The organism is Spiroplasma endosymbiont of 'Nebria riversi', assembly GCF_018831625.1.
Taxonomy (GTDB): Bacteria; Bacillota_I; Bacilli_A; order Mycoplasmatales; family Nriv7; genus Nriv7.
Genome location: NZ_CP065193.1, coordinates 478,022 through 501,206, shown reverse-complemented (window position 1 = coordinate 501,206; position 23,185 = coordinate 478,022). Strand labels below are relative to the sequence as shown.

Annotated in this window: 32 protein-coding genes, 5 tRNA genes and 4 pseudogenes; 29 read left to right on the top strand and 12 right to left on the bottom strand. The window is 25.8% G+C overall.

The features are described 5' to 3' along the window. The first annotated feature begins 173 nt into the window (after nt 1–173). The 16 genes and pseudogenes from rpmG to I5Q57_RS03305 all read left to right on the top strand — a co-directional run bounded on the left by rpmG (nt 174) and on the right by I5Q57_RS03305 (nt 9,851). Nucleotides 174–323, top strand: coding sequence for a 50S ribosomal protein L33 (gene rpmG, locus I5Q57_RS03385; RefSeq protein ID WP_215826806.1), 150 nt, complete (start codon nt 174–176; stop codon nt 321–323). 25 nt (nt 324–348) lie between these two features. Beyond that, on the top strand, nt 349–1,176 hold the full coding sequence (locus tag I5Q57_RS03380; RefSeq protein WP_215826805.1) for an IS3 family transposase: 828 nt from the start codon (nt 349–351) through the stop codon (nt 1,174–1,176). A gap of 8 nt (nt 1,177–1,184) precedes the next feature. Continuing rightward, on the top strand, nt 1,185–1,643 hold the full coding sequence (locus I5Q57_RS03375) for a M24 family metallopeptidase (RefSeq protein WP_215826804.1): 459 nt from the start codon (nt 1,185–1,187) through the stop codon (nt 1,641–1,643). Further along, nucleotides 1,576–2,112, top strand: a pseudogene (locus I5Q57_RS09325) (M24 family metallopeptidase). Before I5Q57_RS03375 ends, I5Q57_RS09325 begins: the two are co-directional and overlap by 68 nt. 45 nt (nt 2,113–2,157) lie before the next feature. Continuing rightward, the gene (locus I5Q57_RS03360) at nt 2,158–3,114 is read left to right on the top strand and encodes an L-lactate dehydrogenase (protein ID WP_215827042.1); all 957 of its coding nucleotides are present in this window, start codon (nt 2,158–2,160) and stop codon (nt 3,112–3,114) included. Nucleotides 3,115–3,152: 38 nt separating this feature from the next. Further along, nucleotides 3,153–3,365 carry a hypothetical protein gene (locus tag I5Q57_RS03355; protein ID WP_215826802.1) on the top strand — a complete coding sequence of 71 codons (213 nt, stop codon included), beginning with the start codon at nt 3,153–3,155 and terminating at the stop codon, nt 3,363–3,365. 897 nt (nt 3,366–4,262) lie between these two features. Continuing rightward, nucleotides 4,263–4,589 carry a hypothetical protein gene (locus I5Q57_RS03350; RefSeq protein WP_215826801.1) on the top strand — a complete coding sequence of 109 codons (327 nt, stop codon included), beginning with the start codon at nt 4,263–4,265 and terminating at the stop codon, nt 4,587–4,589. 2 nt (nt 4,590–4,591) lie between these two features. Continuing rightward, entirely contained in the window at nt 4,592–4,813 is a 222-nt protein-coding gene (locus tag I5Q57_RS03345) for a hypothetical protein (protein WP_215826800.1), read from the top strand. A gap of 164 nt (nt 4,814–4,977) precedes the next feature. Continuing rightward, entirely contained in the window at nt 4,978–5,208 is a 231-nt protein-coding gene (locus I5Q57_RS03340; RefSeq protein WP_215826799.1) for a hypothetical protein, read from the top strand. 165 nt (nt 5,209–5,373) lie between these two features. Then, nucleotides 5,374–5,619, top strand: coding sequence for a hypothetical protein (locus I5Q57_RS03335; RefSeq protein WP_215826798.1), 246 nt, complete (start codon nt 5,374–5,376; stop codon nt 5,617–5,619). Nucleotides 5,620–5,643: 24 nt separating this feature from the next. Continuing rightward, nucleotides 5,644–6,303, top strand: a complete 660-nt coding sequence (locus I5Q57_RS03330; RefSeq protein WP_215826797.1) for a hypothetical protein — start codon at nt 5,644–5,646, stop codon at nt 6,301–6,303. Between the two features lie 332 nt (nt 6,304–6,635). Beyond that, nucleotides 6,636–6,944, top strand: a complete 309-nt coding sequence (locus I5Q57_RS03325; RefSeq protein WP_215826796.1) for a hypothetical protein — start codon at nt 6,636–6,638, stop codon at nt 6,942–6,944. A 54-nt stretch (nt 6,945–6,998) separates the two neighbouring features. Then, nucleotides 6,999–7,199, top strand: coding sequence for a hypothetical protein (locus I5Q57_RS03320; RefSeq protein ID WP_215826795.1), 201 nt, complete (start codon nt 6,999–7,001; stop codon nt 7,197–7,199). A gap of 3 nt (nt 7,200–7,202) precedes the next feature. Continuing rightward, nucleotides 7,203–7,823, top strand: a complete 621-nt coding sequence (locus I5Q57_RS03315; protein WP_215826794.1) for a hypothetical protein — start codon at nt 7,203–7,205, stop codon at nt 7,821–7,823. 265 nt (nt 7,824–8,088) lie between these two features. Beyond that, complete coding sequence (locus tag I5Q57_RS03310; RefSeq protein ID WP_215826793.1) at nt 8,089–8,883, top strand: hypothetical protein; 795 nt, start codon at nt 8,089–8,091, stop codon at nt 8,881–8,883. Nucleotides 8,884–9,509: 626 nt separating this feature from the next. After that, a complete protein-coding gene (locus I5Q57_RS03305; RefSeq protein WP_215826792.1) occupies nt 9,510–9,851 on the top strand; it encodes a hypothetical protein in 342 nt (113 codons plus the stop codon). A 95-nt stretch (nt 9,852–9,946) separates the two neighbouring features. Here the strand turns inward: I5Q57_RS03305 and I5Q57_RS03300 are convergent, their stop codons facing one another. After that, a complete protein-coding gene (locus I5Q57_RS03300; RefSeq protein WP_215826791.1) occupies nt 9,947–10,180 on the bottom strand; it encodes a hypothetical protein in 234 nt (77 codons plus the stop codon). A 148-nt stretch (nt 10,181–10,328) separates the two neighbouring features. On the opposite strand from I5Q57_RS03300, the gene I5Q57_RS03295 reads away from it, so the two are divergent. Continuing rightward, nucleotides 10,329–10,838: a hypothetical protein gene (locus tag I5Q57_RS03295; RefSeq protein WP_215826790.1), complete on the top strand. Its 510-nt coding sequence runs from the start codon at nt 10,329–10,331 to the stop codon at nt 10,836–10,838. Between the two features lie 306 nt (nt 10,839–11,144). On the opposite strand, the gene I5Q57_RS03290 is transcribed toward I5Q57_RS03295, so the two are convergent. Both I5Q57_RS03290 and I5Q57_RS03285 read right to left on the bottom strand, forming a co-directional pair. Continuing rightward, the gene (locus I5Q57_RS03290) at nt 11,145–11,417 is read right to left on the bottom strand and encodes a hypothetical protein (RefSeq protein ID WP_215826789.1); all 273 of its coding nucleotides are present in this window, start codon (nt 11,415–11,417) and stop codon (nt 11,145–11,147) included. A gap of 3 nt (nt 11,418–11,420) precedes the next feature. After that, nucleotides 11,421–12,350, bottom strand: coding sequence for a hypothetical protein (locus I5Q57_RS03285; protein WP_215826788.1), 930 nt, complete (start codon nt 12,348–12,350; stop codon nt 11,421–11,423). A gap of 478 nt (nt 12,351–12,828) precedes the next feature. Here I5Q57_RS03285 and I5Q57_RS03280 point away from each other — a divergent pair, with 478 nt between their 5' ends. The 8 genes from I5Q57_RS03280 (at nt 12,829) to I5Q57_RS03245 (ending at nt 15,068) form a co-directional block, all read left to right on the top strand. Next, nucleotides 12,829–13,308 (top strand): UPF0236 family transposase-like protein, encoded by a 480-nt coding sequence (locus I5Q57_RS03280; RefSeq protein WP_215826787.1) that lies wholly within the window; start codon nt 12,829–12,831, stop codon nt 13,306–13,308. 225 nt (nt 13,309–13,533) lie between these two features. Then, nucleotides 13,534–13,797: a UPF0236 family transposase-like protein gene (locus tag I5Q57_RS03275; RefSeq protein ID WP_215826786.1), complete on the top strand. Its 264-nt coding sequence runs from the start codon at nt 13,534–13,536 to the stop codon at nt 13,795–13,797. Nucleotides 13,798–14,030: 233 nt separating this feature from the next. Further along, the gene (locus I5Q57_RS03270; RefSeq protein WP_215825990.1) at nt 14,031–14,213 is read left to right on the top strand and encodes a hypothetical protein; all 183 of its coding nucleotides are present in this window, start codon (nt 14,031–14,033) and stop codon (nt 14,211–14,213) included. 403 nt (nt 14,214–14,616) lie between these two features. Then, a tRNA-Ile gene (locus I5Q57_RS03265) sits at nt 14,617–14,693 on the top strand. A 17-nt stretch (nt 14,694–14,710) separates the two neighbouring features. Then, a tRNA-Ser gene (locus tag I5Q57_RS03260) sits at nt 14,711–14,803 on the top strand. Nucleotides 14,804–14,827: 24 nt separating this feature from the next. Beyond that, a tRNA-Met gene (locus I5Q57_RS03255) sits at nt 14,828–14,904 on the top strand. Between the two features lie 3 nt (nt 14,905–14,907). Then, nucleotides 14,908–14,983 (top strand) — tRNA-Asp (locus I5Q57_RS03250). Nucleotides 14,984–14,992: 9 nt separating this feature from the next. Then, nucleotides 14,993–15,068: transfer RNA gene (locus tag I5Q57_RS03245), tRNA-Phe, on the top strand. Between the two features lie 347 nt (nt 15,069–15,415). On the opposite strand, the gene I5Q57_RS03235 is transcribed toward I5Q57_RS03245, so the two are convergent. From I5Q57_RS03235 to I5Q57_RS03210, 8 genes and pseudogenes are all read right to left on the bottom strand, one after another. Continuing rightward, nucleotides 15,416–15,883 carry a DDE-type integrase/transposase/recombinase gene (locus I5Q57_RS03235; protein WP_256444927.1) on the bottom strand — a complete coding sequence of 156 codons (468 nt, stop codon included), beginning with the start codon at nt 15,881–15,883 and terminating at the stop codon, nt 15,416–15,418. A gap of 169 nt (nt 15,884–16,052) precedes the next feature. Continuing rightward, nucleotides 16,053–16,295 carry a helix-turn-helix domain-containing protein gene (locus I5Q57_RS03230; RefSeq protein ID WP_215826783.1) on the bottom strand — a complete coding sequence of 81 codons (243 nt, stop codon included), beginning with the start codon at nt 16,293–16,295 and terminating at the stop codon, nt 16,053–16,055. Nucleotides 16,296–16,786: 491 nt separating this feature from the next. Then, nucleotides 16,787–16,912: a hypothetical protein gene (locus I5Q57_RS09635; RefSeq protein WP_256444912.1), complete on the bottom strand. Its 126-nt coding sequence runs from the start codon at nt 16,910–16,912 to the stop codon at nt 16,787–16,789. An 801-nt stretch (nt 16,913–17,713) separates the two neighbouring features. Next, nucleotides 17,714–17,842 carry a hypothetical protein gene (locus tag I5Q57_RS09630; RefSeq protein ID WP_256444911.1) on the bottom strand — a complete coding sequence of 43 codons (129 nt, stop codon included), beginning with the start codon at nt 17,840–17,842 and terminating at the stop codon, nt 17,714–17,716. Beyond that, nucleotides 17,827–18,132, bottom strand: a pseudogene (locus tag I5Q57_RS03225) (IS3 family transposase); the annotation flags it as partial. The gene I5Q57_RS09630 and the pseudogene I5Q57_RS03225, both read right to left, overlap by 16 nt. A 100-nt stretch (nt 18,133–18,232) precedes the next feature. Next, on the bottom strand, nt 18,233–18,619 hold the full coding sequence (locus I5Q57_RS03220; RefSeq protein WP_215826781.1) for a hypothetical protein: 387 nt from the start codon (nt 18,617–18,619) through the stop codon (nt 18,233–18,235). Nucleotides 18,620–18,706: 87 nt separating this feature from the next. Beyond that, on the bottom strand, nt 18,707–19,081 hold the full coding sequence (locus tag I5Q57_RS03215; RefSeq protein WP_215826780.1) for an IS1/IS1595 family N-terminal zinc-binding domain-containing protein: 375 nt from the start codon (nt 19,079–19,081) through the stop codon (nt 18,707–18,709). Then, nucleotides 19,060–19,215 carry a hypothetical protein gene (locus I5Q57_RS03210; protein WP_215826779.1) on the bottom strand — a complete coding sequence of 52 codons (156 nt, stop codon included), beginning with the start codon at nt 19,213–19,215 and terminating at the stop codon, nt 19,060–19,062. Before I5Q57_RS03210 ends, I5Q57_RS03215 begins: the two co-directional genes overlap by 22 nt. A gap of 71 nt (nt 19,216–19,286) precedes the next feature. On the opposite strand from I5Q57_RS03210, the pseudogene I5Q57_RS03205 reads away from it, so the two are divergent. The 4 genes and pseudogenes from I5Q57_RS03205 to I5Q57_RS03190 all read left to right on the top strand — a co-directional run bounded on the left by I5Q57_RS03205 (nt 19,287) and on the right by I5Q57_RS03190 (nt 21,803). Next, nucleotides 19,287–20,374, top strand: a pseudogene (locus tag I5Q57_RS03205) (IS3 family transposase). A gap of 88 nt (nt 20,375–20,462) precedes the next feature. Further along, nucleotides 20,463–20,771 (top strand): ribosome hibernation-promoting factor, HPF/YfiA family, encoded by a 309-nt coding sequence (gene hpf, locus I5Q57_RS03200; RefSeq protein ID WP_215826778.1) that lies wholly within the window; start codon nt 20,463–20,465, stop codon nt 20,769–20,771. A gap of 276 nt (nt 20,772–21,047) precedes the next feature. After that, nucleotides 21,048–21,458, top strand: a complete 411-nt coding sequence (locus I5Q57_RS03195; RefSeq protein WP_215826777.1) for a hypothetical protein — start codon at nt 21,048–21,050, stop codon at nt 21,456–21,458. Between the two features lie 156 nt (nt 21,459–21,614). Beyond that, the gene (locus I5Q57_RS03190; protein WP_215826776.1) at nt 21,615–21,803 is read left to right on the top strand and encodes a hypothetical protein; all 189 of its coding nucleotides are present in this window, start codon (nt 21,615–21,617) and stop codon (nt 21,801–21,803) included. Nucleotides 21,804–21,960: 157 nt separating this feature from the next. Here the strand turns inward: I5Q57_RS03190 and I5Q57_RS03185 are convergent. Continuing rightward, a pseudogene (locus tag I5Q57_RS03185) lies at nt 21,961–23,006 on the bottom strand (IS3 family transposase). Nucleotides 23,007–23,185 lie beyond the last annotated feature (179 nt).

Below are 23,185 nucleotides of genomic sequence, written 5' to 3'. Positions count from 1 at the left end.
TATTTTAATGTATAAAAAATTAAAGTAAAAATAGTAATTTTACATAAAAGCCTTTTAAAATTATCAAGTTGATGATTTTTTTATTTTATCAAGATTTTTCGACAAAATAAAAAATAATTTGTTAGTAATTTGTTATATAATTTAACATATTGGGTATAAAAGGAGGAACAAGGATGCGTGAAGGTATTACATTACGTTGTGAAATTTGTAAAGAAGAAAATTATATTGATAAGAAAAATAAAAAGTTGCATCCCGAACGAGTAGAATTCAATAAATATTGTTCGCGTTGTAACGCGAAAACAATGCATAAAGAAAAGAAATAATCCTTTTCTTTTTTTTATATTTAATTTGGTATGGAAAAAAATAGGAATTATTAACAATAATAAAGAAAAATATTCTGTGATAAAAATGTTTCAAATATTAAAAATAGCAAAACCAACATATTATTATCAAACTAATAATTGTGTTAAGTATGATGTTAATAATTATGAAGAAGAAGTTATCAGTGCATTTAATAAAAGTCGTAAAATTTATGGTGCTCGTAAAATTAAAGCTGTTTTAATGAGAAAAGATATTATCTTATCACGTCGAAAAATCAGATTCCTTATGATCAAAAATAATTTGGTTTCTAAATACACCAAATTAAAATATCGTAATCATAAAACAATGGTTAATAATGACCAAATTAGTAATGTTTTAAATCGTCAATTTAATAACAAAAAACCTAATGAAGTTGTTGTTAGTGATTTAACATATGTGCAAGTTGGAGGAAAATGACATTATATTTGTTTATTAATTGACTTGTTTAATCGAGAAATAATTGGCTATAGTGCCGGACCAAACAAAACCGCTGAACTAGTTCGACAAGCTTTTCATAAAATAACAGGACCATTAAATAAAATAACTTTATTTCACACTGATCGTGGTAATGAGTTCAAAAATAAAATCATTGATAAAATTTTAATAACCTTTAATATTAAAAGATCATTGAGTGCGAAGGGTTGTCCTTATGACAATACTGTGGCTGAAACAACTTACAAAACTTTTAAAACGGAATTTATCAAGGGTAAAAAATTTGAAAATTTAACACAATTAAAATGCGAATTATTTGATTTTGTTAATTGATACAATAATCTTAGAATATATGGCAGTTTAAATTATTTAACGCCTGTTTAATTTAGAAAATGACAGTCTGCATAAAAAGTGTCCAAAAAAGGGTTGCCATACCAGATGGAAAAATGCAGGCAAAAAATATTGATGATATTATTTTAATGGAAAATATTTATGAACAATTAAATCAATTAATTAAGAAACATAACATTATAACATTAGGTTTTGAAAGCGAATATACTTCATATGCTTTATTTACAACTTGAAGTGAAAAATTAACGGTTTTATTAAAAGCTGTATTAGTAAATAAAATCCGTATGATTAAAACTAAGGATGAAATTAAAAAATTAAAACAGGCTGCTAAGATCGGTGATAAAACATTTAAAGCAATTATTAAAAAAGTAAAACCTAATATGACTGAAAAGCGATTAGAAAGAATTATTATTGATAATTTCCTTAAATTTGGTGGTGAAAAAAAGAGTTTTGATTGCATTGTATCATCAGTCGTTCGTCTCGTCGCTAAGGGCTACTAATAAAGTAATAAATAATAATGAAATTATCACTTGTGATTTTGGTGTTATTTATCAAGGAGTGTGTTCTGATATGATAAGAACTTTTGTTATTAGTAATAAACTAGATAAAAAATTGGAAGATATTTATAAGATTGTTTTAGAAGCTCAAGATTTAGGAATTAAGGCGATTGCTCCTGGAATATCATCAGGTACAATTGACAAAATATGTCGTGAATATATTACTAAAAAAGGTTATGGTAAATAGTTTACTCATAGTACTGGTCATGGTTTAGGCATTGAAGTTCATGAATATCCATATATAACCAATAATTCGGATATTACTTTAGAAGTAAGAATGGTAATTACTGTTGAACCAGGAATTTATATTCCTCAACTAGGTGGTGTTAGAATTGAAGATGATATTTTAGTAACTAAGAAAGGTTATGAAATATTAACTAAGTCTTCAAGAGATTTAATATTTATAAAATAATTTATGTTAAAAAAATGATAAAATAAACTTAATAGGAGGTAGGTAATATTGAATAATAGAAGAAAAATAGTTTTAGTTGGTTGTGGAGCAGTAGGCTCATCGTTCTTGTATTCTTGCATTAATACTGGTTTAGCATCAGAATATGTTTTAATTGATGCTTTTCAAGATGTTGCCCACGGTAATAGATTAGACTTTGAAGATACTTTAGCATGACAAGAAAGACCCTTTCATAAAGTAACAAACGGTTCATATCTTGATTGTAAAGATGCTGATATTATTGTCGTTACCGCTGGCCGTCCGCAAAAACCTGATGAAACAAGACTAGATTTAGTAGTTGATAATGCTAAAATAATTAGTAATATTATGAAAGAAATTAAAAATTCTGGATTTGGAGGTATTGTAATTATTGCTTCTAATCCTGTTGATATATTAACATTTGTTGCTCAAAAAGTTAGTGGTTTTGCTACAAATCGTATTTTTGGATCAGGAACAATTCTTGATTCTTCGCGATTAATGTTTGCTTTAGGAGAACATTTTAAAATTTCACCAACATCGGTGACCGCATATATTGCTGGTGAACACGGTGATTCATCCGTCGCATTATATTCCAAAGCAATTGTTGGTGCTGAAAATTTAATGACTTTAAAGAAAAACCAGTTGATTAATGATGAAACATTAAAATCAATTCATAAATTAGTTATTCAAAAAGCTTATGAAATAATTAAACTAAAAAAAGCTACTCATTATGGAATTGGTGTTTGTTTAGCAAGAATTGTTAAAGCAGTTTTAAATGATGAACAAGTGATTTTACCTGTCGGTGCTTATTTAAACGGTGAATATCACCAAAAAGATATTTATACAGGTATTCCCGCAGTCATAGGAAATAACGGCATTGAAAGAGTAGTACAATTGGATATTAGTGAACAAGAACAAGAACAATTTAATAGTTCTTGTGATGCTTTAAGAAAAGTTATTACTGTGGCCGTTGAAGCTATTAATTAGTAAGGAAGACATAATTTTAAGGAGTTATAGTTATAGTAATGCCTAAAAATTTAGAAAATGTTGTAGAAAGCTTTGATGGTAATGTTGATTTAGTTACATCAGCATTAAGCGAAGGAAAAACAATTATTATGGCTGTTAATAAAGGACCATTAGCAAATAAATCAATTGAAACTGGTTATTCAGAATTTTTTGATGCGCAAGTAGAATTTAAAGAAGGTAAAGAAAATGCTGGTACTCGTGCTTGTGGTTAACCAGCTAATTGTTTAGTTTATATGTGAAGAGAGAATAAATAGAATTTTAAAAAACATAAGACTGCAAAAATTGCAAATTGAGATTTAGTTTAATTGAAATAAGTATTTAATAAAAACTGTAAAACTTTCAAGTTTTACAGTTTTTTCTATTTATTAATTTTATTTCAAAAATAACAAATTTAAAAGAAATTAAGAAATTTTTTATAACAAAAATCTACATAAGAAATATATACTTAATTTGAATATTGAAATAATTTATAGTAAATGATTATTTCTTCTTTTTTTAAAAATACCTAAGAAAACTAAACGCGACCAATTATAATTTTTATTGTGTAAAAATTCAATAATATGATAAAAGGGTAACGAATAAAAATGACAATAACAAGGGGCGCATAAAGTTTTGTTAGGTGGGGAAAGATTTGAATAAGTATTAAGACAGTCAGCAATGATTGTCTTTTTATTTTATAAGGTGTTAAAAATTTGTTCTTTGAAAATTAAATACAAGTGAATTAATAATGTTGGTATGTATTAAAGCGCGATAAATTGCGGGTGGTCGCCATAACCAAAAGAAGTTTACCAGTTAATAGATAACACCCTATTAGCTATAGCAATTTGTTTCGTTTTGCAATAAAAAAATGAATGGCGGGATTTTCTAAAAATATACACGCTATTAAATTAGTTCCAAGGGTAGGATGCGGATGTTAAAGTGTAGAAATTTCTATATAGGGGTATTTTAAGTTTAAAATTATTAAAATCTTTATTAATTATAATAAAAAAACAAAATTTAATAACAAAGCTTGTTAAACACTTAAATCTGCGATATATAAGTGTTTAAAAAACTAAGTTAACTAACTTAGTTAATATAACTTATTTTATCTATAAGAAAGGTAATTTATTATGAAAAACATTGAAAACATTTTCTTAAATACTAAAAAATATCTTTTAAAAGAAACACAAAACGCAATTTTTATTAAAGCGCCAAAAATTCCGTGATTTAATGAACAAATCGGTATTTGGTTTCCAAAACGATTTGTTTATAAAGGAAAATATGAAAATTCTATTTGCATCGGAATAATAAAAGATAGTAAATATCAAATAATTTCAATTAATCAAAAAGAAAATGAAACCAAATTAATTAAGGGACAAGAATTATTAAGCTTCTTCATTGCCGAAAAAGAAAACAACAAAAAAGATATAAATTATAACTATTTTAAAGGAGTTTAAAGATGAATATTGCGATTGGATTAATATTTATTATTATCAGCATCACGCTATTGGCATATTTTGCTTATAAAATTTATGTCAAAATAAAAATTAGAATTAAATATAAAAACGCCATTAAAAATAATACTGGTAATTTCACGAAAGACGAAAAAGTATTTATTGCTCGCTTTGAGGAATGAGTTAAAGCTCCTAATTCAAAAGAAAATAACGCGGATAAAAAATAATGTTTTGAAAAATTATCATGGAATTCTTAGAACTGTTTATTCCGATAGAAAAAATGCCTGCACAAGTTGCGTTTATTGCCGGATTAATTATTATCATTACTTTTCTTTTCGCATTAATTTCAATTATGTATTTACCAATAAAAATGATTTTTGGGAGATAAAAAATGACGGTAAATTTAAAAGAATTTAATTGAGAACAAATTAAACAAACTTTCTGAGATTTATTTATTCAAATTACAACTATTCCGGTTCATATTAGTGGTGGAAAAGAAATTGATTTAACTCAAGAAACACTTTGACTTTTAATAGCAAACATTGCTTTTTGATTCTTAACAGCAATTATGGTGTGATTTATTCTAATGCTCCTTTGAAAAACCATATCAGTATTTAGATAGGGAAAAAATTAATGTCAAGAAGTTACATTGTGATGCATTCCCAAAGAAATTCAAAATTAATTAGGAAAAAATATAATCGTGTCAAGGTTAATCGTGGTTTTAACAAATTTAAGAAAAAATTTGAATATAAATGATGAATGTTTTAAAAAGAAAGGGGGTGATTATATGTTTGGAACTTTCTTGGCCGATGCACCAGCAACAGCAGAAAAAATAACAGCTAGTGATGCGATGACTAAATTATGAAATGCAATTATGACAGCGTTTACTAAAATGTGAGATATTATTGCTGTTAATATGCCACAAGTCGGTAACTTCTTTGCTGACTACTGAATCTTCATTTTTCCATTTATTTTGGTAATATTCTTTATTTGCTTTAAAATGTTTGAAAAATTACTTGGAGTGGTGTGCTAACAAAAAAATGAAGTGAGGTGCAAGATGAAATTTTGCAAATGAATAATAGAAAAAAATAACCATTTTATTGAATTGAATCGCACCTCATTTTTAATTTTATGACATTGCGGAGCAATTTGATATATTTACAACGGTTATTTTAAAAACATTGTAAACTATTTATTTTTAGCAGGTTATATTTTAATTTTTCTTTTTAAAATCGGTAATTTAACACAAATTAACAAAGTTATTAATTTCTTAAAAAATTCACAATTAAATATTGTGATTGGTTCATTAGGAACTGGAAAAACTGCTTTTCTAGTGTACGCATCAAAATTACTAAAAAAGAAAAAATATCATATAGCATCAACATTTCCATTACTAGAAACTCAAAAATTAAGTTTAGGACATATGGGATTATTAGATTTTGATTATCCGGTATTGCCAGACAAAACCTTACTTTTATGAGATGAAACCAATTTATTTCTTGAAGGTACTGATTGAGAAAAAAATAATACCAAAAACGAAGAAACCGGTATCCAAGAATATTTCGCTCTGGTATGGCATTTTGGTCATATTGTGTTAGCTGGCGGTCAAAGAGATAAACATATTTGAGTTAAAGTTTGCGATATTGCTAATAATGTGATTGTGGGCATTCGCAAAAAACCTGTTAATATTTTTCGCCCCTACTTAAAAGTCATCTAAGGCACCTTTACTAGTATTAAATAATATGAACGCTGACGAAACACCGTAATTGATGCTAAAAATAGCAAAAAGGGTCGTCGCATTAAATACCGTGATATCCCTGAACTTGATATTTATTTTTTTAAATTAAAAATTCCTTTACCAATACTTAACACTTACAATTCTTTTTACCTAGCATTTTTAAGAGATTACTTAAATTCAAAAGTAAATCCTGACTATGAAGACAAATACTATAATGACACAGCAATTGATTTAGAAGACTTAGAATACTTAAAAATGGATAAATTTAGCAAATTTTTAAGAAAAATGAAAGAAAAGGAATAATATAAAAAATGGAAAATCTCGCAAAAATGGCCGACTTTCTCGCCCAAATGCTTTATAAAGTTTTTGATTTAATTTGAAGTCTTGAAGTACCAGGAACGAATATTCAATTAATATTTCCTTTATTCTTAACGCAGGCTGTAGAATTTCTTATGGCAATTATCCTCGGTTTTGGTAGTCAACAAGTTAATTTAGAAAAACAACGCCAATATGCTTTTAAAAATAAAGGTCGCTTAAGTGCGTGAGGAAAAGCTAAAAAACAAATACAACCAATAAATCCAAATAAAATTAATTGAAAACAAAAAAATAAAACAAGGTAACTAACAATATTTAAACTAATTATTATTTTTATCTTAATAACTGTTCTTGGATTATTGGCTGGTAGTCATTTTGAAACTTTAACGAACTATATTAGCGAGGGTCTTGCCAATTTCCAAAAATTTATTACTAGCAATTTAACAATTTTAGAACTATTTAAACCAATGGCTCGGACATTTTCTCAACATCCAATCTTTACCATTGTTGGTGTTACTTGTGTATTTGTTGCCTTATTTATTGTAATTAAAGGTAGGTAAAAAATGGAAAAATGAAATAAAAAACAAGAATTAGAAATAGAGAATGACAAATTAAAAACTGCTAATGTCATATTAGAAAATAGTGTTAATACTCTTAAATACATAATAATGAAAAAAAATAACGAAATTTTAGAACTAGAAAAGTGAAATACTATTCATATTAATCAAAAATCAGACTTAATAATTGAAAACCAAAAATTAAAAATTTTTAAACACGAAAGGAAAATAAAAATGAAAAAACTTTTAGCAAAATTATTCAAAAAAGATAATTCAAAAGAAAAAATGCCATTAAAATTAATAATTAAAAATTCTTTTAAAAAGCAGTGGTTAAAAGTATCATTAAGTATCATTTTCATATTTATAAGCTTATTAATTTGTGCATTAACAGTAATCGATACTAAATGAATAACCGGAACAAGTGCTGAATTTAATGATTTTATGAATAAACAGATGGTTGATTTCTTTGGCAAGTTCAATAGTGGTATTATGCTCGCAGGAATATTTGTTTTTTGATGAGGCGGAGCAATATATTTTGCAATTAAATTTGAAAAATTAATCCGCTTTATTATTCAAAAAATTAAAGCAAAAAGAGCCTTGAAAAATGAAATGAAACAAATTAATTAGTTCTTTAAAAAAATATTGATGGAGAATTTTACCTTATATTTTTATGATTATTATCTTTTTCATTCCATTTTTAAAATTGGAAATTAATGATTTGAAATTATTATATGAAAAATTTGAAGCATTAATTTCACTTATGATACTAGGGTATTTAGATATATGCATTACAATAGCGGTAGTTATAAACTGTAGCATTGAGTGACTTATTAAAAAAATTAAAGCTAAAAGAATAATGAAAAATAAAATATTTTAAAAAGGAGTGATAAAAATGTTTATGAAAATATTTACCGTGTTAATTATTAGTTCCAATAACATTTTTACCATTCCCCAAAACATTAACAACGGCAAAACACAATCACTAATTAGAAACAAAAGACAAAGTAATAAAGTTTATGATTTTGAAATCAGAAATCTAGAAAAAGTGAGGTTTTGAATTTCGAATTCAACAAATAATATTACACAAGTTCAAATAAATAAAATAGATAATAACAATCTAAATGAAAAATTACCAGAATTAAGAAATTTAGAAAACCTTAGTTTCTTATTTACACAAAAATTACAAAATAATCAGAGCAAACAAGATAAGATTAGACAACCAATAAATACAGACGGCCGAGAAACCGCCACGCGAAATACATGAGTAATTAATAAAAAAATAACAATTAAAGCACAAGGTACAAATTTAGATGACTGCAAATATGATAGCTTAGGAAATATTAGTCCTGCTTATGATGATAATAAAATAGATTACATATTAAGAAGTACAAATGATTTTGAAATTGAAATTGAAAAAGATAGCACTGATATTGATTTACCAGAAACAACCACCAAATTTGATGGCAACCATAACTATAACGATGTTGTTGATAATCTTGATTATTTAATGATTCACCGTGGTGATTTTGATAAATTTAATTACTCGTATCTCTACTGAACACCCGTATTTAATTTCATTGACACCCTAGAAAAAGGTTATTACAAAGAATTTACAATTAAAAATCACGGTTTTAAAGACGAGAGCTATTTTTATCATAAGACTTCAACTATTTTACCAAATTCATAAATAATCGACCCGACAAATGCAACCAAAATTGAAATTATAAAAAAAATTAAAAAAAGACTTAATGAAACAATTAACAATCTTGCTGGCGTAAATAATGCAATTGAAGGCATCGACTATAATACAGAAATTAAAGATAATGACAACAATTACTTAGACGATAGCACTACTTTTGATTTGACAACAGACAATGTCGCTGACAGAACATTTACCGTTAAATTCACCGCGATTGAAACGAGTACACAATTGCAAGGAACAAATACGATTAAAATTGTCATTCCAAAACAAGAGTATAACAACGATAATGTCCTTAAAATTAAGGCATTTAATAAAACCCTAATTGCTGGAAATAACTATTTACAATTATTACACGGTGAAAATGAAATATGAAAATATGACACCACAAGAGCTAACGATTATTACCTAATTAAGTACCTTTTCGGAACCTTAAATTACCTCAATGTTAAATTTAGTTTTCTACGATATGACCCGATTTACGAAATGATATTTACCTATATTTTAAAAACAACACCCCTAATATTAACAATAACAATTATAAAAATATTTTTGAGGAAATCTATGAAATACTTGGTAACTTCTTTGCCGGTTTATTTTATGTTACTTTTGACATGGACGAAAAAACTCATACCGAAATTGATTTTAAGGGTGTGGATAATTACAACAAAGATTATTTTATTCAAATCGGTTTCTTTTATCGCTCATTAATTACCTTTTATCCTAAAAAATATTTAATCAATGTTACTGGTAATTCAGAATTATTACTAAGAAGTTATTTCTTTACTTTTGACAAAAAAATGCACCAAGAAAATTACAATGCTATTAACAACACCAATAACATTTATCAAATTGATTTTAATGTTCTTAAATCTTACGACAATAAACTGATTAAATTATCAGCAAGCAACACTGCTAATAGTATTAATTATCTTAACACCGACATTGATATTTAATATGGTATTAATATTTTTACCTTAACTTTTCCGCTTTATCATAATGGAAACAACTCTAACTACAATTTTAAAATCTATGACTTTAATGTATTAAATTACACGGCCTTTATTCCTGACGGTTCAACAAATTCAGAATGAGACGACCTAATTCCGCCAGCAAATTGTAAATATTCCGGACGATGAATACCTACTTTTAACGATATTGGCTGTGCCATTCAAAATGCTGGTATTAAAATGCTAAACTGAATGTTGACAGCCTCACAAATTATTACCATTTTACGACCATTAGCAATTATTGCAAAAGCAACAGTTAACTTTTCAACCGCCATTTTTCCGGTTTTTAAAACAGCACCTGCCTTTTACTACACCTTTCAATTTTTAATCGGTTTTGCCAGTTTCCTAATGATTTTAAGGATTTTCATGTAAAATGATATATATATATATATTGAAAAATAAAGTAATAAAGGAATTAAAATAATGAAAATTTTAAATAAAATAGCTCTTTTGGGATTAACAATATTACCAACGATTGGATGTTCTAAAAAACCAAATGAATTAATAGAACAAAAAAATAAAGTTTATGATTTTGAAATCAAAAATCTAGAAAAAGTGAGGTTTTGAATTTCGAATTCAACAAATAATATTACACAAGTTCAAATAAATAAAATAGATAATAACAATCTAAATGAAAAATTACCAGAATTAAGAAATTTAGAAAACCTTAGTTTCTTATTTACACAAAAATTACAAAATAATCAGAGCAAACAAGATAAGATTAGACAACTAATAAATACAGACGGCCAAGAAACCGCCACGCGAAATACATGAGTAATTAATAAAAAAATAACAATTAAAGCACAAGGTACAAATTTAGATGACCGCAAATATGATAGCTTAGGAAATATTAGTCCTGCTTATGATGATAATAAAATAGATTACATATTAAGAAGTACAAATGATTTTGAAATTGAAATTAAAAATCCTTAATAATTAAATTTAAAAACCGTTAAAATCATCCCCTTAAAAGGTGGTTTTTTATGATGACAATAATCTTAAACAACTAAGCAACTTCTCATTTTTTATATTTTAATAAAATAAGTAACCAGTAATTAATTAAAATTACTGGTTTGAATATTTTTTATTTTTACAAGAAATTTAAACTTGTTGTCCTTGTTTCAATTAAAGTTATTGTTCTAAATAGCTAATATCGTTTTTATAAAACCTTATACTATAGTAGTAACTGTATTTGTTCTTACTGACCCTCCTCTTTCTGATGAGAAAAATGCTTTCCCATTAAATGTTATCATTGTTTTTATCTATAGTAATTTCATTGGGTAATAAACCATGATTTTGTAAAATCTGCATTACTTCTGTAATTGATAATATAACTATTTGTTCTTTATTGTTATCATCAATTATTTTGGCAGTAATGTCTCCTGTAATTTTTTGTTTTAAATTTAATATAACTTTAGATGTAATTATTCTTACTGGATAAGTAATTTTTAATTTTTCATTGGGATTAAGTTCAAATTTATCAGCCGGCCCCTTAAAAATACTTAAAATCATTTCTTATCCTTGTTTATTTGTGTTTGATAAATCAAATTCATTTGATAATACATTAATAATTTCAGAATTTTTATTATTTATATTTGTAAAATCTGTTAATTTCATTTCATCATCAGAATTTATTTTTCAACCATTTAATTTATTTTCTTGTTTTGTTTTAGTTAATCCTGTTGTAATTTGAAATATTAATTTTGATTTTGAGTTATATTCACAAGCAGGTACATTAAATGATTTTATATTTGGAGTTTTATAGGTAATTTCTCTATCAGAACACACATTTTTAGGAACATTAGATCATAAAAATGAATTTTCTTGTTTTGTTATTTCAGTATTTGAAAAATTTAAATTATTAGTATCAATATAATTTATTTCCTTAAATTTTAAATTAGAATTTTCATCTCGAAATTTAAAAAATAATGCTTTTTTAATCAATTCATTTAAATTAATAATTTTATTTTGCCCATTATCAATTGAATAATGTATTTTTATATTATTATTTAAATTATTTTTTATTTTTAATATAGATGAATTTTTTGTCTTGTTAATAATTTCTAATTGTGAAATATCTAAATCTGGATTCAAATAATTTAATTCACTTAAAATTACATTATCAGAATTATTACTAATTTTTCCTAAATTTGAATTTAAATAGTATTCACTATATTCATAAACATTGCCATCTCCTGAACCAATATATAATTTATTGTTGAAAATTACACCAGATGAATCAATTCATCAATTTGTTTTAATAATAATTTTTTGTTGCTCGGCGACAGGGTCATATTCATAAACATTATGATCTAGTGAACCAAAATATAGTTTACTGTTTAAAACTACACCAGAAGATCTTATAGATTCAGTTGCTCTAAGAACGATTTTTTGTTGATTTGTGACTGGATCATATTCATATACATTATGATCTATCTGAACCAAAATACAATTTATTGTTGAAAACAATACCAGAAGATCAGATCTGTTTTTTGCTTTAATAACAATTTTTGTTGCATTTATTTTATTATTTTCATTATTGCTTCGTTTTTGTCTTTTATAATTTATGTTTTCTAATTTAATTTGTTGTTCTTGTGTTGGATAAGGAGACTATTGGCAACAATTCCCGCTATTCCACTACTTGCTATTGTTATTGTACTTAATAAAATAAGTAATTTTTTCATTTATTAAATCCTTTTTATGAATTTTTACTAATTAATAAATTTGTTGAACAATTAACATCTTTCCTTAAATTTTTAGAGTCTAATTAATACAAATTGATTATAACTTATTAAATAAGAATTTTTATCATTTTTTCAGGTTATTGAATAATAATTCTAGAAAAAAAATTATCATTAAAACAGAAAAATAAACTAACGAAATTTAACTTTGTTAAAATTACTATCTAGAAAGGCGATTTTTTATGTTAGAAATTAATAATAATGTAAAAACCATAGAAAATAAGTATTGATTTAGTTTATTTACAACCCATAAAAATATGTATACCAATAAATGCGAACAATTAGCTAATGAATACGAAAAATTAGATGAATATTTATATAAATATCATTATCGGTTAAAACAAGGTTATAAAGTAGTTCATTTTGCATGAAGAACAATTATTACAATTTTTGGTGATGTTACTTTTAAACGACGCCGATATAAATATTGAAATCAAAAATCAGGTAAATTTGAATATGTATGTTTATTAGATAAAGAAATTGGTATTTTACCTAAACAACGCATTTATTTTGATGTCCAATTTAAAGTTTTAAGTCTTTTAGGTGATGGTAAACGGTATCGCGATGTTTTAGATGCTCTAAATCATTGTTATATTTCAAAAGCTAGTATTTCAATTATTTTAAATAAATACGATATTGCCGAATATTTTCAATTAGCATAAAAAGAAACTAAAACTAGAATTGATGCCAAAAATAAGGATTTATATATTCAACTAGATGAGACATTTTTAGCAACATTAGACCAGAAAGTTAAACAAGACCAAAGAATTAGTTTAGTTACTTTTCATACCGAACATAAAGAAAAAAATTATAAAAATGCTCGTAGAGAATTAGAAAACAAACGAGGTCATTTTCTAATATTAAAAGTTGGTAAACGAATAAATACAATGGATTATCGCGATTTATTAATTAAGGAATTACAAAAACATTATGTAAATATTAATTACGACAGAATAATTGTTTGTGGTGATGGTGATATTTGAATTAGAGAAATTGCCAATAGTTTTGGTAATGTTAGATATATTTTAGATGGTTATCATGTTATTAAAAAATTAAAACAAACCGCATTTAATATTATTTTTGAAAATCGCAAAGTAACACTAAATAGTTGAATTAAACTATATAAGGATAGTTTAATCATCAAGAATTAATCAAAAACACTCGTAATGTTGCTAAAAATGAATTAAATAAAGATATTAAAACAAATTTAAGGAAAGCGAGTAATTATTTCAGTAATAATAAGCATGGCATTCATCATCAAAATTTAGAATGAAATATCGGTTGTAGCATTGAAAGTGATGTATCTCATTTAGTAAAACAACAATTAGGATATGGGGCAAAAATATATAATCATAAGAATTTAAATAACCTATTACATTTAAGAATGGCAAATTTAAACAAATTAAATGTACTACATTACATTAATGAAAATATTAATTCAGAAATAGAAATCAGAAAAGAAATATATAAAAATTCATTATGAAATAAATATAATAATAAAAATGATGATAGTTGAATTAATTATAAAGGTAATGCTGTAACAAATAAATATAATAAATTTAAGTAAGTAAAAATATTAGTTAAAATTTAATAAAATTAATAATTTTTGTTGTGTAAAAATTCAATAATATGATAAAATGAAAAAGAATAAAAATGACAATAACAAGAAAGGCGGGGTTAGTTTAGTAATTAAATAATATAATTAGCTGATTGTTTTACTTCTTCAAAACAATATCTAAGAAAACTAAACGCGACCAATAACAAGAAAGGCGGGGTTAGTTTAGTAATTAAATAATATAATTAGCTAATTGTTTTACTTCTTCAAAACAATATCTAAGAAAACTAAACGCGACCTATCTGGTTTATTGCTTGCAAACTTGCATTATTTTTATTATAATTTATTTTGTTTAAGATTAGTGACAATTTTATTGATTTAAACAACCAATTAAATATAAGTTAGTTTTACTATTGGACCCTTAGCTCAGTTGGTTAGAGCATCCGGCTCATAACCGGATGGTCGTAGGTTCGAGTCCTACAGGGTCCACCATTATGGTATTATTTTATGGAGGTGTACCCAAGCCTGGTTGAAGGGGGCGGTCTTGAAAACCGCAAGGAGTATAAAAACTCGCAGGGGTTCGAATCCCTTCACCTCCGCCATTAGTAATTATTAACGAAACATATCGCGGGATAGAGCAGTCTGGTAGCTCGTCAGGCTCATAACCTGAAGGCCGGAGGTTCAAATCCTCCTCCCGCAACCAATTGGTCCCGTGGTGTAGTGGTTAACATGCCTCTCTGTCACAGAGGAGATCGAGGGTTCAATTCCCTTCGGGACCGCCAGTTAGTTAGGGTTTGGTAGCTCAGTTGGTAGAGCACTTGATTGAAGCTCAAGGTGTCGGCGGTTCGATTCCGCCCCGAACCACCATTAGACTATGAATTAAGATTTTAAAAGGTATTAATAGACTTTTTTAAAATAGTTAAAATAGTTGAAGGAACCTATGGTATGGCACCCCTTTTTTGGACACTTTTTATGTAGACTGTCATTTTTATAAATTCAACAGGCGTTAAATAATTTAAACTGCCCTGTATTCTAAGATTATTGTATCAATTAACAAAATCAAATAATTAGCATTTTAATTGTGTTAAATTTTCAAATTTTTTACCCTTGATAAATTCCGCATTTTTTAATAATTTCAACAATGCTTTTTCCGTTTTGATAAAGCATGACAATTTGTTTTTTAAATTCATTTGAATACGAGTTTTTCCCCATTTTTATCTTCCTACTTTCTTAATAATTTTATTTTTGAAATCATTACCACGATCAGTATGAAATAAAGTTATTTTATTTAATGGTCGTGTTTTTTTATGAAAAGCTTGTTGAACTAGTTCGGCGGTTTTGTTTGGTCTGGCACTATAGCCAATTATTTTTCGATTAAACAAGTCAATTAATAAACAAATATAATGTCATTTTCCTCCAACTTGCACATATGTTAAATCACTAACAACGACTTCATTAGGTTTTTTGTTATTAAATTGACGACTTAAAACATTACTAATTTGGTCATTATTAACCATTGTTTTATGATTACGATATTTTAATTTGGTGTATTTAGAAACCAAATTATTTTTGATCATAAGGAATCTGATTTTTCGACTTGATAATATAATATCTTTTCTCATTAAAACAGCTTTAATTTTACGAGCACCATAAATTTTACGACTTTTATTAAATGCACTGATAACTTCTTCTTCTTAGGAATTATTAACATCATACTTAACACAATTATTATTTTGATAATAATATATTGATTTTGCTATTTTTAATATTTGACACATTTTTAGCACGGAGTATCTTTCTTTATTATTGTTAATAATCCCTATTTTTTGCCAATTATCAGTGCTGCTTGCTTTAAAATTTCATTTTCCATTCGTAATTGTTGGTTTTTTTTCGCAAGTAAATTAATTCATTTTCTTCGACAGTGCGATTATCTTGCACTTTAAATGACCCAAAATTATTAAAATTTTCAATTCACTGATATACGGCTGATTTTGAAATTCCGTATTCTTTAATAATTTCAACAATGCTTTTTCCGTTTTGATAAAGCATGACAATTTGTTTTTTAAATTCATTTGAATATGAGTTTTTCTCCATTTTTATCTTCTTACTTTCTTAATAATTTTATTTTATTTGAAAATCCACATAAATATGGTCCAACTTATTGTAACCTATCCATAAATATTAACTGCAATATAATATGCTAGTAATAATGTTAAAATAGTAAAAAATACTAATCCAAATATACTCATCTTTCTTTTTTCCTTAATTTTTTAATCTTTTAAATATGCAATATCAACACAAAGTCAATTATCACCGACTAAATCAGTTATAACAGATTCAAATGCAGATTTAGACGCTCAAATTTTTTGTTATAATCCAGTTTTTTTATTAATAGAATATATAAACTTTCGACAATAATTTTTAGGTGGTTCATTCCATTCACACTAACTCACATTCTCATTTCTAAAACTCCATAACTAGCGGGCGGAGCATACGCTTTCCGCACCGCTTCGCCACTATAAACATCAACCAAGATGTTTTTTTATTTACCTTTATTCTTAAGGCACCTTAAAACACCTTTAAAATTAATTTTTAAAATAATTAAAACTTACATCCTTTTTATCGTTCTCTTTTTCAGCAATAAAAAAATTTAATAATTCTTGTCCTATAATCAAATTAGACTCCTGTTCTTTCTTATTAACTGAAACCAACTGATACTCACCATTTATAATTATTCCAATACAAATAGAATTATCGTGTTTGCCTTTATAAACAAATCGTTTTGAAAATCAAATACCAATAGGATTACTAAATCACGGAATTTCTGGTGCTTTAATAATAATTGCGTTTTATGTTTCTTTTAAAAGATATTTTTTAGTATTTAAAAAAATATTTTCAATATTTCCCACATACATACCATCCTTACAAATATATTTAGTTATATTAAACTAAGTTAATTACTATCAAGGCACAAAAAAATACAAGGCATAACTAAAAATAATAAATATTAATTTAACCCTATATTTCTTGTAATAAATAAATGAGCTCGTATTTATTTATTAATTAAAAGCAAGTTTGTAGAAACCAAAATCTTGTCATATGTATATGGTTTCTACAAAATTAAAAAAATTAACTATTATAAAAAGATTATTAAGTTTTTTGAGGCAATTAGTTTAATTGGAACAAGTACAATAAGTTTAATTGCTTGTGAAAATAAAAATTAAGAAATTGTAATATAAATAAATATTTAAAATGACAATTTAATTAAATTGTCATTTTTTATTTTGTCAAAAGAGAAAGAATATGAAAGTAATATGCGAAAAAGTTGCTTAGTTATTTAAGGATATTGTCATCATAAAAAACTAACCTTTCTTAGGGTAGTAATTTTAACAGTGTTTAAATTTAGTTATTACGGGTTTTCAATTTCAATTTCAAAATTATTTTTTTTATTTAATCTGTAATTTGTTTTATCGAAAAAATCTTTGAAATTATATAAATCTGTGCCTTGTGCTTTAATTGTTATTTTTTTTATTAATTACTCATGTTTTATAAGTGCTATTTTCTTTTATTTTTTGTCCATATGTTGTTATTAAGTTTGGTATGGCAACCCTTTTTTGGACACTTTTTATGTAGACTGTCATTTTCTAAATTCAACAGGCGTTAAATAATTTAAACTGCCATGTATTCTAAGATTGTTGTATCAATTAACAAAATCAAATAATTCGCATTTTAATTGTGTTAAATTTTCAAATTTTTTACCCTTGATAAATTCCGTTTTAAAAGTTTTGTAAGTTGTTTCAGCCACAGCATTGTCATAAGTACAACCCTTCGCACTCAATGATCTTTTAATATTAAAGGTTATTAAAATTTCATCAATGATTTTATTTTTGAACTCATTACCACGATCAGTATGAAATAAAGTTATTTTATTTTTTTAATTTTGTCGAAAACTCTTGATAAAATAAAAAAAATCATCAACTTGATAATTTTAAAAGGCTTTTATGTAAAATTACTATTTTTACTTTAATTTTTTATGCATTAAAATATAATACCGCTGTTTGTTGGTTTGGAGTTAAACCCTTATGTTGGTATTTTCATTTTCAGAGATTTAAATAATTTTTAATATTAGTAAAACCTAAACCATGATAATGAATTAAGGCTTCTTTAAGACTAGATTGTAATTTACTGATTTTATTTAAGTTACGATAACTAGCTTCAGGATTAATTGTTGCTTTAGTTACACATAAAGTAGAGTTTTTTTGTTTTGCTACTAAAAAATATAATTTTTGCATATCAGAAGTAATAATTGAATTTTGGTTAATTAATTCTTTGTTCATATTTTCAATAACTCATTGTTTTTGTAAACGTTTGGTGTTTGTGGATTTAACATAAATATTGTTATTATTATCAACTGCCATTTGAATACAGCATTTAGTATTAGTTGCGAATGGATCAAGGTGAATTCTTCGTGGATCAGTTTTATGTTTGAAATCTCCTTTATGAATTTATTTAATAAATGTTTCATCGATTTGGATTTTACCAGATAATTTTTTAAATTTTAATTCGGTATTTTCTAATTGTTTTGATTTCATTAATTTTTGACGATTATATCAAGCAGTTTTTAATGTAGTTTTAATAAAACGAGAAATTGTTTTACTAGATTGCCCCAGCAATGAAATTTGAATCAATAAATTTCATTGTTCATAATTTAAATGACTTCAATAAATAAAATGATTACGAAAAGCGTCAAAACTTGCACGGCAATTTTTACATAAATATTTTTGTTTTCCTTCTGAATTATGTCCATTTTTAACGCAATGGTAAGATTCACATTTAGGGCATTTAAATACCTTGTGCTCTAAATTTTTGATCAATTTCATTTAAACGTTTTTGTTTTTTTATTAATTCTGCTTGTTGTTTGACTTTTTCATAAAATTCTAAAAATTGATCATCTGTTAAAGTATTTACTAGTTCTTGAATTATTTTTTCTATAATTATTACCCACCTCTACCATATTAAAAATATACCTAAAATTAAGTATATTCAATAAATATCAAGAGTTCTCTATAAAATTAAAATATTCAAATGAATTTAAAAAACAAATTTTTTTTGCTTTATCAAAACGGAAAAAGCATTGTTAAAATTATTAAAGAATACGGAATTTCAAAATAAGCCTTATATCAGTGAATTGAAAATTTTAATAATTTTGGGTCATTTAAAGTGCAAGATAATTGCACTATCGAAGAAAATGAATTAATTTACTTGCGAAAAGAAAACCAACAATTACGAATGGAAAATGACATTTTAAAGCAAGCAGCACTGATAATTGGCAAAAAATAGGAATTATTAAAAATAATAAAGAAAAATATCCCGTGCTAAAAATTTGTCAAATATTAAAAATAGCAAAATCAACATATTATTATCAAACTAATAATTGTGTTAAGTATGATGTTAATAATTATGAAGAAGAAGTTATCAGTGCATTTAATAAAAGTCGTAAAATTTATGGTGCTCGTAAAATTAAAGCTGTTTTAATGAGAAAAGATATTATCTTATCACTTCGAAAAATCAGATTCCTTATGATCAAAAATAATTTGGTTTCTAAATACACCAAATTAAAATATCGTAATCATAAAACAATGGTTAATAATGACCAAATTAGTAATATTTTAAATCGTCAATTTAATAACAAAAAACCTAATGAAGTTGTTGTTAGTGATTTAACATATGTACAAGTTGAAGGAAAATGACATTATATTTGTTTATTAATTGACTTGTTTAATCGAGAAATAATTGGCTATAGTGTCGAACCAAACAAAACCGCTGAACTAGTTCAACAAGCTTTTCATAAAATAACACGACCATTAAATAAAATAACTTTATTTCATACTGATCGTGGTAATGAGTTCAAAAATAAAATCATTGATGAAATTTTAATAACCTTTAATATTAAAAGATCATTGAGTGCGAAGGGTTGTACTTATGACAATGCTGTGGCTGAAACAACTTACAAAACCTTTAAAACGGAATTTATTGAGGGTAAAAAATTTGAAAATTTAACATAATTAAAATAAGAATTATTTGATTTTGTTAATTGATATAACAACATTCGAATTCACGGCAGCCTAAATTATTTAACGCCTGTTGAATTTAGAAAACAACAGTCTACATAAAAAGTGTCCTAAAAAGGGTCGCCGCACCATATTATTTTTTTACTAAATGTGATAAAAAATAATATAATATGAATAAGGAGGTTTATAAATGCAATTCGTTATTCGTGGTAAAAATATTGAAGTAACTGAGGCAATTCGTGAACGCATTATTAATAGTTTAGAGAAAATTAGTAAATATAAAATTATTAATCTTGATGATACCATTCATGTTGAAGTAAGAACTTATAAAGAAAATTTAAGTCGAGTTCGTGTTGTTCTTGATTTAAAAGGAAAGAGTAATCATTTACAAGCTGAAGGTCGGCATATTGATTTATATGTCGCCATTGATGAGGTGCGTCATAAGTTAGAAGAACAATTACGAAGAATGAAGGACCGTTGAATTCCACGGGGTAAATAAAAATTTACGAAAGTAGAATTTCCGGTTGATTTAACATTAGATGAGGATATCTAATGCCATTATTAAATTAGATAAAATATCTTTTATTTTAAAAATTTATTGTTATAATTAACCCATAGATTTAACTCTTAGTGGAGGTAATGGGTTAATTTAATAAATTAGTATTTGGAAATTAAATGTTTATTTTTATAAAATAACCAAAGAAGTTATTGTAAAAATAAAATTTCAAAGTAAAATAACATATATAGTAAAATAAATGAAAAGGGAGAATTAAATATGAAATTATCAGGATTAAGATTAATAACAGCTTTAGCAGGACTTCCTGCTATCGCAGCATTACCAATTATTGGTTGTGGCACAAAAAAAGCCGCAGTAACTACAGTTACTGTTACTGATAAAACAATTGATAAGATTACGATTGAAGATGCTGATGCTTTTGCAGTTGCTGACGCAGCAGGATGAAAAGATGAAGCTATTCTTGCGGCGATTCAGGCAAAAGTTGATATGAAAGTTACAACCGCGAATGCGAATGCTAAAGCGGTTGTGGCAGCATTAGTTGGAGCACTTCCAGCAGCTCCCGGAGCTACTAAAAGTGCTGATGTTAAATTTAGTGTAAAAGCAAAAGATGCTGCTGATGGAACATTTTCAAAAGAATTTACAATTAAAGTTACTCAAACAGCAGGATAGTAATACCGTAATTTAGAAAAAGTGTTAAAAAAATACACTTACAACTGTAAGTGTATTTTTTTATAAAAATTATTTATTAATTAAATTCCTTGAAAAACTAATATTTGTTAGTAAAATGTTTATATAACAAAACTTGGAAAGAGGGATTAATTATTTATGAAGTGACTTATAGCGTTTTTAGCAAGTTTGACATTAACACCACTAATTATTGTGATGGCATTAGTAAGTTGTAGCAATACTGAGATGAAACGGTCAGGAAGTTTAAATAGTCGGATTATTAGTTTATCTGATACTGTGGAAATAAAAGATATTTCTCCGGCCAAGTGAAATTCTTTTTGTTTGTAATTATATGCTGTTGTGGATTTGATAGAAAAACTTGGAATGGATTTAAATGAAGCGAAAGCTAATTTAAATTTTGATGAAAGTTCTCCGTTTGATACATCCCATAATGTTGTAGAGTTAACGATTACTGTGTGGTATGGTAACCCTTTTTTGACACTTTTTATGTAGACTGTCATTTTCTAAATTCAACAGGCGTTAAATAATTTAAACTGCCATGTATTCTAAGATTATTGTATCAATTAACAAAATCAAATAATTCGCATTTTAATTATGTTAAGTTTGCAAATTTTTTCTCGTTAATAAATTCAGTTTTAAAAGTTTTGTAAGTTGTTTCAGCCACAGCATTGTCATAAGGACAACCCTTCGCACTCAATGATCTTTTAATATTAAAGGTTATTAAAATTTCATCAATGATTTTATTTTTGAACTCATTACGACGATCAGTATTAAATAAAGTTATTTTATTTAATGGTCGTGTTATTTTATGAAAAGCTTGTTGAACTAGTTCAGCGGTTTTGTTCGGCCCGACACTACAGCCAATTATTTCTCGATTAAACAAGTCAATTAATAAACAAATATAATGTCATTTTCCTCCAACTTGTACATATGTTAAATCACTAACAACAACTTCATTAGGTTTTTTGTTATTAAATTGACGATTTAAAACATTACTAATTTGGTCATTATTAACCATTATTTTATGATTACGATATTTTAATTTGGTGTATTTAGAAACCAAATTATTTTTGATCATAAGGAATCTGATTTTTCGACGTGATAAGATAATATCTTTTCTCATTAAAACAGCTTTAATTTTACGACTTTTATTAAATGCACTGATAACTTCTTCTTCATAATTATTAACATCATACTTAACACAATTATTAGTTTGATAATAATATGTTGATTTTGCTATTTTTAATATTTGACAAATTTTTAGCACAGGATATTTTTATTTATTATTGTTAATAATTACTATTTTTTGCCAATTATCAGCGCTACTTGCTTTAAAATGTCATTTTCCATTCGTAATTGTTGGTTTTCTTTTCGCAAGTAAATTAATTCATTTTCTTCAACAGTGTGATTATCTTGCACTTTAAATGACCCAAAATTATTAAAATTTTCAATTCACTGATATACGGCTGATTTTGAAATCCCGTATTCTTTAATAATTTCAACAACGCTTTTTCCGTTTTGATAAAGCATGACAATTTGTTTTTTAAATTCATTTGAATATGAGTTTTTTCCATTTCTACCCCCCCTACTTTCTTAATAATTTTATTTTATTTGAAAGTCCACATAAATATGGTCCAACTTATTGTAACCTATCAATCCTTTACCTTTTTGTGTTGATGGTTGCTAACTTAGTAAATTTTTGTAATAAT